General features: G+C 30.9%; 11 protein-coding genes and 1 riboswitch. Of the genes, 5 read left to right on the plus strand and 6 right to left on the minus strand.

Features of this window, described 5'->3' with window-relative positions; all coding sequences use genetic code 11:
• Both ACJAX4_RS17690 and ACJAX4_RS17695 read right to left on the minus strand, forming a co-directional pair.
• A partial coding sequence (locus ACJAX4_RS17690; RefSeq protein WP_435790770.1) for a PAS domain S-box protein occupies nt 1-772 on the minus strand: 772 nt, incomplete at its 3' end.
• Between the two features lie 247 nt (nt 773-1,019).
• Nucleotides 1,020-1,211 carry a transcription initiation factor TFIIIB gene (locus ACJAX4_RS17695; RefSeq protein ID WP_435790771.1) on the minus strand — a complete coding sequence of 64 codons (192 nt, stop codon included), beginning with the start codon at nt 1,209-1,211 and terminating at the stop codon, nt 1,020-1,022.
• A gap of 419 nt (nt 1,212-1,630) precedes the next feature.
• Between ACJAX4_RS17695 and ACJAX4_RS17700 the strand changes: the two genes are divergently transcribed.
• Nucleotides 1,631-2,899 (plus strand): IS110 family transposase, encoded by a 1,269-nt coding sequence (locus ACJAX4_RS17700; protein ID WP_435790772.1) that lies wholly within the window; start codon nt 1,631-1,633, stop codon nt 2,897-2,899.
• A gap of 231 nt (nt 2,900-3,130) precedes the next feature.
• Here ACJAX4_RS17700 and ACJAX4_RS17705 read toward each other — a convergent pair whose 3' ends face one another.
• The 3 genes from ACJAX4_RS17705 to sugE all read right to left on the minus strand — a co-directional run bounded on the left by ACJAX4_RS17705 (nt 3,131) and on the right by sugE (nt 5,903).
• The gene (locus ACJAX4_RS17705) at nt 3,131-3,622 is read right to left on the minus strand and encodes an N-acetyltransferase family protein (RefSeq protein ID WP_435790773.1); all 492 of its coding nucleotides are present in this window, start codon (nt 3,620-3,622) and stop codon (nt 3,131-3,133) included.
• A gap of 141 nt (nt 3,623-3,763) precedes the next feature.
• Complete coding sequence (locus ACJAX4_RS17710) at nt 3,764-5,407, minus strand: BCCT family transporter (protein WP_435790774.1); 1,644 nt, start codon at nt 5,405-5,407, stop codon at nt 3,764-3,766.
• A 175-nt stretch (nt 5,408-5,582) separates the two neighbouring features.
• Nucleotides 5,583-5,903 carry a quaternary ammonium compound efflux SMR transporter SugE gene (sugE, locus tag ACJAX4_RS17715; RefSeq protein WP_435790775.1) on the minus strand — a complete coding sequence of 107 codons (321 nt, stop codon included), beginning with the start codon at nt 5,901-5,903 and terminating at the stop codon, nt 5,583-5,585.
• Nucleotides 5,904-6,007: 104 nt separating this feature from the next.
• Nucleotides 6,008-6,103: riboswitch (guanidine-I (ykkC/yxkD leader) on the minus strand.
• A gap of 240 nt (nt 6,104-6,343) precedes the next feature.
• On the opposite strand from sugE, the gene ACJAX4_RS17720 reads away from it, so the two are divergent.
• From ACJAX4_RS17720 to ACJAX4_RS17735, 4 genes are all read left to right on the plus strand, one after another.
• A complete protein-coding gene (locus tag ACJAX4_RS17720; protein WP_435790776.1) occupies nt 6,344-8,143 on the plus strand; it encodes an AAA family ATPase in 1,800 nt (599 codons plus the stop codon).
• Nucleotides 8,140-8,694 (plus strand): S16 family serine protease, encoded by a 555-nt coding sequence (locus tag ACJAX4_RS17725; protein ID WP_435790777.1) that lies wholly within the window; start codon nt 8,140-8,142, stop codon nt 8,692-8,694. The genes ACJAX4_RS17720 and ACJAX4_RS17725 overlap by 4 nt, the downstream gene beginning before the upstream one ends.
• Before the next feature lie 168 nt (nt 8,695-8,862).
• Nucleotides 8,863-10,119: a beta-N-acetylhexosaminidase gene (gene nagZ / locus ACJAX4_RS17730; RefSeq protein ID WP_435790780.1), complete on the plus strand. Its 1,257-nt coding sequence runs from the start codon at nt 8,863-8,865 to the stop codon at nt 10,117-10,119.
• 248 nt (nt 10,120-10,367) lie between these two features.
• Complete coding sequence (locus tag ACJAX4_RS17735) at nt 10,368-10,988, plus strand: zinc-binding dehydrogenase (protein ID WP_435790778.1); 621 nt, start codon at nt 10,368-10,370, stop codon at nt 10,986-10,988.
• Nucleotides 10,989-11,110: 122 nt separating this feature from the next.
• Here the strand turns inward: ACJAX4_RS17735 and ACJAX4_RS17740 are convergent, their stop codons facing one another.
• The gene (locus tag ACJAX4_RS17740; protein ID WP_435790779.1) at nt 11,111-11,317 is read right to left on the minus strand and encodes a hypothetical protein; all 207 of its coding nucleotides are present in this window, start codon (nt 11,315-11,317) and stop codon (nt 11,111-11,113) included.
• Nucleotides 11,318-11,490: the final 173 nt, after the last annotated feature.

Here is an 11,490-nt window from a genome sequence, read left to right on the forward strand (position 1 = left end):
AAGCGTATTCATAGTGCTCTAAATTATATGACACCAGTAGAATATCGCCTAGCAAACATGACCGAATAAAATTTGTACAATAAAGTGTTGACAATCCAGTATATCTCGTATATTGTTGTAACCGCTGTTTACTTTCTACATAAGACTCAAGATGATATGTACGATTCTGGATTTGTTTTAATACAGATAAATTACTTTCAAAAATAACAGCGCCATATAAGTTCCCCTCTATTTTTAATGGATATCCTGTGTTAATTGTGACTAAATTCTTACCTGATTTCATTTTAAATCGGTCGCATCGATTAATAACAGGCTTTTGTGTTCTAAGTACCGTTAGACTTGTACTAATTTCTTCTTTTAAATTATATATGTCTAGCACATGTTTTCCCCTAAAATCATTGTTCGAATAATTTTCTAAATCCTCACTGGCTGGGTTTCCATGTAAAAAGCATCCATTTCTATCATATATCTGAATACCTTCGGTGACGTGTTTAATTGTTTGTTCGTAAAAATCTAACAATACCCCATCACTACTTAGATATATAGTTGCACCATCTGGTTCAGAAACCCATTGATACTTAAAAAATTTGTTCTTGATTTCTACTATTCCTCCTTCAGTTTTAAGAGAGGTACCTAGTACATATTCCATCTTTTCATCTATTAATTCTAACAATAAATCAACTTCCGGCCATTTTTTAATTTCTCCTAGACAAATAACTTTTTTTAGCCGGTGTTGTGCATCTATTTTAAATACCATGTCAATAATAGCCATACTAACCTCCATGCATTTTTAGTGGAATTATATCATATAATGTACTATAAGCCATATATAAATAGTACTATAATCACCTCCGCACTGTCAATATGTGGTTTCTAACGTTTTATTGCAATATTAGGATATGTAATCATTAATACGTAAAAAAATAAAGGAGGAAAAATTCCCATCCTTTATTTTATAATATTAGAATAATACGTCTGTTATTTTTTACAAGTTCGGCATAACTTTTAAAACTTTCATACTACTTAAACTTTTCTGGCTTTTCAACCCTCATAGATAAAATATGACCACACGCAGTACAAATATCAGCAATTGTTGCTGAACCCATATTGAAAATATTACCTTTAATTGGTGCCATAACAGCGTAACCTGTTAATTTCCCTTGTCCAATTTCTTCACAACCACAGATTGGACATTTTCTATTACTTTCCATAATACTATCCTCCTTGTATAATCTAGTTATAAGTTTGATAAGAAACCACTCATAAATATAACGAATAATTTCTTTACTTATCCTAGTTAATGTTCACATTATTTTTATTCATTTCATACTTTTAATCATACCTTCAATATTGGTTTTTTATCCCTTAGATTCCACTAGAAAACTTAACATTGCTATTTCACGCTGCTATAATATCTCATGAATACAGAAAATAGATGTATCCCTCCTGAGAGGTATTTTTATACCTATACTCGTAAAATAGCGTATCATTCCATCAGTGAGTATTTTGTGTTTTAGCTGGTTGGGTTTCCTATTTTGGAATTACCCGTGTAACTAACAAGGTTGCAAACTAACTGATAGAAGTGGAATCTCTACTCTATCTCAATTTGAATAAAAAGGAGATATTTATTATGCCGAAATATTTAAATAGCACAGTTATTGGTATTGATGTTGCTTCAATTCTTTGCCCTGACGGTAGTCAGTTTAGAAAGCCTTTTAAAATTAATCATACGGTACAAGGCTTTAACTATTTTTTAGAGCAAATAAAAAAAGTGGAAAAAGAGTATGCCATGAAGCCTGTATTCTTCATGGAGTCCACTGGCGTGTACCACCTTACTCTTTTCCACTTTCTTAAGGATAACAAATTTGATGCATTTATTATCAATCCACTCGTTACTAATTGTAACAAGAATAAGGATATAAGAAAAGTTAAAAATGATAAAAATGATTCTTTATCTATCGCCAGTTTAGGAAAATATGAGGATATCAAAGTTTCAAGTGATATTGACTTTAATATTTTCTCATTAAAATTAATGATACGAGACTATTATAAGCTTATTGATGATCGTTCAAGCTATAAGAAAAAACTTAGCAGTTCGCTTACACTTTCATTTAGTGGGTATCAAGAAATTTTCTCTGATACATGCGGTAATTCTTCCATAAATATTTTAAAAAAGTATCCAATACCCCAACTAGTTATTTCAGCACCAAAGGACGATATTATCGATATTCTTCTTTGCTCAAGAAAAGGCATCAATTGGGCTGAAAAAAAGTATGATCAATTAATTGAATGTGCAACTGCAGCCAAGTATATTAGCCTTTCGGCTCCAAGACTTTCAATATCTATAACAACTTGTATATCTTTATACGAGGCTCTTGATAATGAAATAACTAAACTTTTAAATGAAATTAAAAGTTTCATTGACAGCGATGACCTGCCACCTACGGTGAATAAAAATGTTGAGCTACTAATGTCCATCGGAGGTGTTGGATATATCACTGCTGTAACTATACTTGCTGAAATTGGTGCAATTGATAAATTCTTAAAACCTAAACAACTTGTAGCTTTCTTTGGTATTGATCCAGGTGTAAATGAATCTGGTAAATTCAAAGGAGACAGAGTTAAAATGTCTAAACGTGGTACTCGTTTTGGTAGGAGAGCACTCTATGCAGTTGCTTTAGCATCTATAAGAACCAAAAGAAATGGAGAGCCTACAAACCCTGTTTTACTCGAATATTACCAAGAAAATCTTAAAGGTAAAAAAGCTAAGGTCGCAATAATGCATAAGCTTATAAAATACATATTTGCAGTTTTAAGAAACCAAGAAGCTTACCAGTTAAGAGATCCTAAATTACATCAAAGAATGTATATAGAAAATCATTCTAGAGAAGTAGCTTAAACTTTTTAATATAAAGAAATCCCACTTAATTATCCATTGTTCGTGTTTGAAAATGGCTTTTTTGTTGTGCAATAAACTTAGTAATTTTTTTTTAGGTTAATACTTGACTTTAACTAGCTGGTCTATTATTGATGGTCGATATTTTACAAATATGTAGTAATTATAGCTAATCTCATACTAAATATACCATAAATTTTAAATATTAACTGGTATTTAAAAATCATTCACTTTTTATACCTTTAATCCATAATACAAATGTGAACATATTTCACCATCGAAATCTGCACTTCCAGGTAGGCATCCCCATTCCTTAAATCCAAATTTCCGGAGCAACCTTATACTTGGAATATTCCATTCTAACAATATTGCAATTAAATTTCTAAAGTTCAATTCTTTACTCTCTTCAATTGCAAATTCCATAAATTTTGTTCCTATTCCCTGTTTTTGATAATCGTTATGAATATAGTAGCTAATCTCTGCAGTATATTTCATAGCTCTTCTTCCTGGACGATAAGCAGTAAAATATAAATATCCTACAGCTTTGTTATCAACTTCGTATATATAAATTGGATACTCTAATGATTGATGTTCCTCAAACCAGGAAATCCTTTGCTCCACAGAAAATATATCCATATATGCAGTACAACGATGCGTTACAATAGCTTGATTATATATTTCTACCAAGGCTTCAAAGTCTTTATGTTCAGCCAATCTTATACCCATACTTATTCTCCTTATTATTTCTATAGCTTGTTTTTTATAGCTCAATAGTCATAGTAGTTAGTACCACGTGTAATAGAGCTACAAGCCTCCACTTCTAAAGTGGAGGCTCGTCTCAGTTAAATGAATTGAATGTTAACAATGTTATTTACTTACCTCTTCATTTTCTACTACTTTCGCCAATTTTTCAAACCATTTTACATCTCTTATTGCCTTTTGTTTTCTATGTGATACTTTAAGACTCTTAATGAGAGATATAGCAATCATTACAAGTATTATGGCAAATGGAAGTCCTGTACTTATTACTGCAGTTTGAAGAGCTCCTAGCGCTTTTTCTCCTCCTATAAGAAGTAGTGCGGCTGCTACCACTCCCTCCATACAAGCCCAAAATATTCTTTGAGCAACTGGAGAATCAAGTTTTCCACCTGATATTATATTGTCTACAACTATAGATCCTGAATCGGAAGAAGTAATGAAAAATGATATTACAAGCGCTGTTCCAAGTATTGATAAAACTATTCTAAATAAACCACCTAAGAATGGGAAATTAAGCATACTTATCATTTCAAACATTGCTACTGGAAGGTTATCTTGAACTACAGCAAATAATGCTCCTCCAGCTTCTGAATTAATGTACATAGCTGCACCACCAAAAACAGATAACCATATAAAAGATAGTAATGAAGGTACTATAAGAACTGCAAGTACAAATTCCCTTATAGTCCTGCCTTTAGATATTCTAGCTATGAACATTCCAACGAATGGTGACCATGAAATCCACCAAGCAAGATAAAATACTGACCAATCGCCTTGCCAAGTATCACTTCCTTGTGATATAAAGAAAGCCGATTTTACTAAGCCTCCTAAGTATACACCAAGCGAATTAGAAAATAATCTTATAATATATCCTGTAGGTCCAATAATTAATACTGCTAACATAAACACAACTGCTATTTTTATGTTCATTTCAGATAAAAACTTAACGCCTTTGTCTATTCCTGAAACTACAGACAAAGTTGCAATACCAGTTATAATAACTATTAATGAAACTTGTATGTATACGTTCATTGGAAGTCCTGTAAGATAATTAAGTCCACTATTTACCTGCTGAACTCCAAGACCTAGTGAAGTTGCTAACCCAAATAAACAAGAAAGGACTGCTAACGTATCTATAATATCTCCTAATGTACCAAAAACTTTATCTCCAAAAAGAGGATAAAATACAGATCTTAAAGATAGTGGAAGATTTTTATTATAGGCAAAAAAAGCTAATGCCAATCCTATTAATGCATAAATACCCCATGGATGAAGTCCCCAATGGAAAAAGGTTGTTGCCATAGCAGAATATGCAATTTCACCATTTTTAAAAATCGGTGGTATAAACTCAGAATGATACAGAGGTTCGCCTACTGCCCAAAACATAAGTCCGATTCCCATTCCTGCAGATATTAACATAGAATACCAGGCAAAATTAGTAAACTGAGGTTTGCTATTAACCCCTCCAATTTTTACACTCCCTAACTTAGAAAATGCAAAATACAAACAAATAATTATGCAAAAATTGCTTGTTAATATAAATACCCAATCAAATCTTGTTATAATGTAATTTTTCACAAGTTCAAACATCTTATTTGCATGTTCTAAATTAATTATTGCATAAATAATAAATATTAAAATAAATATCGCTGTAGTTAGCGCTACTACGGGATTCATGTCCATTCCATATTTTTTGAAATTTCTTGAATAAAGCTTTTTTTCCAAGTCTTGTCCAGTTATTTTTTCCTTCATAAAATCACCCTCTCTTTTAGTAATATGCTATTTTATTAGCTAATAAAAATTCAAATCAATATATTACTAAATAGATAAAATTTTAATCATCAGAAATAGGCATATTCACTAGTATAACAATATTATCTACTAAATACAAATTAGTAGAATTATGAAGTAAAACCTTTTCAGGTTGTTAATGTATTGGTATTAATTTCAGCCCAACAATTCCACTAACTATCAATGCAATACAAATTATACGCATAATATCAAAAGGTTCTTTAAACAAAACAACACCTAAAATTACAGTCCCAACAGTTCCTATATCTGTCCAAATTGCATATGCAGTTCCTATTGGAAGTTTTCTTAAAGATAATGATAAAAAATAGAAACTTGCTATCATCCCTAATATGGTTAATAAACTAGGCATTAGCTTTGTAAACCCTCTTGAATATTTTAATCCAATTGCCCATTCCACCTCAAAAATTCCTGCTACTACTAAATATAACCATTCCATAATCATTTCCTCCTAATTTAATGTATTTTTTAATTAAATAACTAATAATAATATTTATGGCAAGACTTTAATAAAAAAAAAGCCAAAGAAATATTATTTAAAATATCTCCCAGGCTTTTATCCTTCCGTGTACACATTAACTGTGCGTCTTCTCTTGGACCAGTCCAGTCATAAACTGCGGAACCCTAGAAAACTATAATTTATTTAAATTTTAGAATTATTATTATTAGTAATATCTGAAGTGATTGTAACACGTGCATATATAGAACTCAACATATATTTCATATTAAAATCTTACTTCAAACCATAGCTAATTAGTATATTACTACTAATGAGATCTACCAATATACTCTATCGACAAATTATGATATAATTAATTGAAATATTCTGAATCTTTCTATTAATTTACTTTATCCACCACAAATTTAGGAGGTGTTATATTGAAAAATTATATACAATTAAAAAGAAAAGACCTACAGTTATCTTTTGATAACCTTCCTATGTTTAAAACTACCATGGAAATTCTGCCTTTTGAAAATATTATTGGTCAAAAACAAGCTATTAAATTCATAAATTTGGGACTAGAAATGGATAAGAAAGGCTATAATATTTTTGTTTCTGGTGAAAGTGGTACCGGAAAGACAAGCTATATCATAAAAAAGGTAGAAGAATATGCAAAAGACCTTCCAGCTCCTAGTGATTGGTGTTATGTCTATAATTTCGAAGAAGAAATCAAACCTTTAGCTATTCCTCTTTTAACCGAAACCGCAACTGAATTTAAGAAAGAGTTTGATGAATTTATTGCTTCCATCTTCAAAGAGGCACCTACCCTTTTTAATGATAAAAGTTATGAGCAAAGAAAGACTAATATTATTGAAAAATATGAAAAGCTTAGTATTCATTTTTCTAAAGGGTTGTATTATACTGCTGGACCATTACATTTTAGGGTTGAAATAACTCCAGAGGAGAATTTTGTTTTCATTCCATTAATAGACGGTAAAGATATGGATTCAGACATCTACAACCAATTACATGAGTCAGAAAAAGACATCCTAAATGAGGGTTTAAATAAACTCAAATTAATTTCCTATGATGTACTAAATAAACTGCAAGCTTCAAACAAAGAAATGGATACTGAATTAAAAGCTCTCGATGATGTTATTACAGCAAGTCTCATAGATAATAAAATCAACACGCTTAAGAATAAATATGGTTCTAATGATAAAGTAGACCATTTTTTAAATCTACTCCGCCTGGACATTATGGAAAATATATATATGTTTTTAGATTATATGGATGAAGATACACAGAACAATAAAGTTCTAGACAAAAACTTCTTTAAAAGATATGAAGTAAATGTACTTGTAACCAATAGAAAAGGAAAAGGTGCTCCTGTTATTTTTGAAGCCTCTCCTGAGTATAATAACATATTTGGTAAGATAGAATATAAAAATGATACGGGTAGTATCATTACCGATTTTACTATGATTCGCTCAGGTAGCCTACATCTTGCAAATGGTGGTTTTCTAATTATGGATGCTGAGCAGTTTTTTTCTAATCCTATTTCTTGGAAAGTATTAAAGAGATGTTTAAAATCTAATTCCATTATAGTAGAAAATGCCAAATCCAATTTAGAATTGTATCCTATAATTAATTTAAGTCCTGAGGACATTCCTCTAAAGGTTAAAATTATCCTTATTGGAACAAATATGTCTTATTCTATTTTAAACAACGATGATGATTTTAACGAATTATTTAAAATCAAAGCTGAGTTTGACCATCAAATAGAAAATGAAAAAGAAAACTTACAAAAGATATTAGGTTTTCTAACTCACTATATTACTGAAAATTCTCTTCTGAACATTACAAGAAATGGAATTGTTGAAATTTTACGTTATGCAGCTAGACTAGCTGAAAATAGAGCTTATTTAACTGCTTCTATGAACAAAATTCTTGAAATTATCGACTTAGCTTCAGTGCTAGCAAGGAAGCAAGGCGTTAATCTAATAGATGAATCTCATATTTTAGGTTCCATTGAAGAATTCCAAAATATGCACAATCTTTATAAGAAAAAAATCTTGGACATGTATAAAAACAGGTTATATATAGTGGATTTAAAAGGCACTAGAGTAGGTCAAATTAATGGCTTATCTGTACTGTTGGACAACAACACAAAATCACAGTGGCAACCTATGCTGGCAAAAAAGGTATTATTAATATTGAAAGAGAAGCAAATATGAGTGGTAGTATTCATAGTAAAGGAATTCTCATTCTATCTGGTTTTGTGGGCGAATTATTAGGACAAACTATTCCACTTTCATTTAATGCTAGTATTGTATTTGAACAATTATATTCTGGAATTGAAGGAGATAGTGCCTCCGGTGCTGAACTTATTGCATCATTGTCCAGTCTTTCTGAATTTCCAATAAAACAAAGTCTTGCAATTACAGGTTCTATAAATCAAAAGGGTGAAATTCAACCTATTGGTGGTGTAAATGAAAAGATTGAAGGCTTTTTTGACATATGTAGTTTATATGGTTTAGATGGAACTCATGGAGTAATTATTCCCTATAGTAATGTTAGTGATTTAATATTAAACATAAAAGTATTGGATGCCATTGAAAATAACTTATTTCACATTTATGCAGTTAAAACTTTAGAAGATTGCATCGATATCCTGTACGATTTTGACTTTCATGAAAACTCCAGTACTTCCATTATGGATACTATTAAAGAGCGTATAATTATAAAATTACAAAAATATAATAAAATCATTTTAGAAGAAAAATGATTTTCTAACTTACCGACTTTCTTTAATAGATAGTCGGTTTTTATATGCTTATATCTTCTACATTACTTGATCCATACCTTAATATTAAGTATTTGAAATCCAGATTAAAATTCTGTATAATTGGAGAAGGACAAGATTAGAGTGTTAGAAAAAAAAGGTGGCGAAGCAATGTTAAAAAAATCTAGTTTAATTCTAGTGTTACTATTTATTTTATCAATTATGTCTAGTTGTAGTATACGTAATAATTCCTCACAGGTAGATGATGCTCAAGGTAATCCAAAAGAAAATAACACACAGGATTCAGAAGTAAAACCTGAGCCTGAACCAATAGATCCAATCATAGAACAAATAGGAAAAATGACTATAGATGAAAAGATAGGACAAATGCTTGTAGTCGGAATTGATGGATATGATTTAAATGAGAATACTAAAAGCCTCATAGGAAAGTCTAAGATTGGAGGAGTTATATTATTCTCAAATAATATTCAGGATACTAATCAATTACTTAATCTATTGAATTCATTAAAAAGTGAAAATCTAAAAAATAAAATTCCACTATTTTTATCTGTTGATGAAGAGGGTGGTAGGGTAACAAGAATGCCTAAGGAATTTAGAAACTTCCCAACAAATAAGGCAATAGGAAAAGTAAATGATGCTGTCTTATCTTACAGTATAGGTAGTACTATTGCAATGGAGATAGGTTCCTTTGGTTTTAATATGGATTTTGCGCCGGTTCTTGATGTTAACAGTAATTCAAAGAACCCAGTTATAGGAAATAGGTCTTTCGGAGCAGATGCTAATATCGTAAGTAACTTAGGAATTCAAACTATGAAGGGCATTCAATCGGAAAATATTATACCTGTAGTGAAACATTTTCCTGGACATGGAGATACCTCTGTAGATTCTCATTTGGGATTACCTTCTGTAAATAATGATTTAAAAAGGTTAAAGAGCTTAGAGCTAATACCTTTTACAGAAGCAATAAAAAATAATGCGGATGCAGTAATGATTGCACATATACTTTTACCTAAGATAGATAGTGAAAATCCATCTTCATTGTCGAAAATAATTATTACTAATATATTAAGAGGTGATCTTAATTTTAATGGCGTTATAATCACTGACGATATGACTATGGGTGCTATAGTAAAAAATTATAATATTGGAGAAGCTGCTGTTAAATCAGTAAAGGCAGGAACTGATATTGTGTTAGTTTGCCACGGTTATGATAATGAGGTAAACGTAATTAATGCATTGAAAAACGCAATATCAAATGGCGATATATCGGGGCAAAGAATAGATGAGAGTGTATACCGGATATTGAGTCTTAAACAAAAATACAACTTAAATGATGAAATAATAAATTCCGTAAATGTTGAGGATATAAATAGTAAAATAAATAACTTATTAAATAAGAGATTTTAAAACTTGTATATCCCCACTCTTTCCGCTACAGGAAATAAAGGTGTAACTAGAAATTTTCCACACACACCAGGAATCGATGCTGCTGGTATTGTGTCCAAAGCAATAATGATAGTATAAAAATTGGTGCTGAGGTACTTGTAACAGGATATGCGTTAGGAATGAGTACATCGGGTGGTTACGGAGAGTATATTAGAGTCCCTGCGGAGTGAGTAGTAGAACTTCCCTCAAATCTTTCTCTAAGAGAGAGTATGATATACGGTACCGCTGGATTTACTGCTGCACTATCAGTTTATAAATTAGTTAATTTAGGTGTTAAGCCTAGTGACGGAGAAATATTAGTAACTGGATCAACAGGCGGAGTAGGAAGTATGGCCATTTCAATTTTGAGCAAGATTGGTTATAATGTCACTGCTGCTACAGGAAAAGCTTCTGAAAAAGATATGTTACTTGGAATAGGTGCAAAAAACATAATTGATAGAAATAAAATAGATGACGCTTCTGGGAAAGCACTCTTAAAGCCTAGATGGGCCGGAGTAATAGACACAGTAGGCGGAAATATATTAGCTACAGCCATTAAAACAACCAATTATGGTGGTAGTATAACTTGTTGTGGAAATGTTGCATCTGATGAATTTAAAACGTCAGTCTATCCTTTTATTTTAAAAGGAATCTCAGTACTTGGAATAGATTCTGTTAAATGCCCTATGGATATTAGACTGCGAATTTGGAATGAATTATCCTTAGATTGGAAGATTACTGATTTATATACTAATGTGAATGAAGTATCTTTAGAAGGATTAAATAAAGAAATAGATGCTATACTTAATGGAACTCACAAAGGTAGAACTATAGTTAATCTCGATTTATAGATTGTAAAAAGCTATACAACAAAAGGAACAAGAAAGCATATGCTTTCTTGTTCCTTTTATTATTATTAATTACAAAATTTCTAATCTCCTTTTACCTATATAATTAGGCTTAAATCGGATTTTTAACTACAGCTACTACAGCTGGCACATTCCGCTTCTTGTTTATTTTCTAGTTCGATAGAGAATCCCTCTAGACCATTTTCCTCGCCACATTTTATTACTAAATTTCCAAATTCATCATTAACACTCTTTTTTACCACTAATTTAATATCTCCAAATTTCTCAACATTGTCGTCTTCTTTTTGTTCATCCAGAACAAGATTAAACACAGGGCCACTTCAGCCATTACCTGTTAAATTAATTCTTATTTCATCTGAAGTTACATTGTTTTCCTTAAGAAACTTTTTAAATTCCGTGAAAGCTATTTCACTCATATTTACAAAAGCCATTTTAATTACCTCTCTCTACATTTTATTTAATTATTAATTAATCCATCCGCTAC

This window comes from Clostridium sp. (assembly GCF_051278035.1).
Classification (GTDB): domain Bacteria; phylum Bacillota; class Clostridia; order Clostridiales; family Clostridiaceae; genus Clostridium_AD.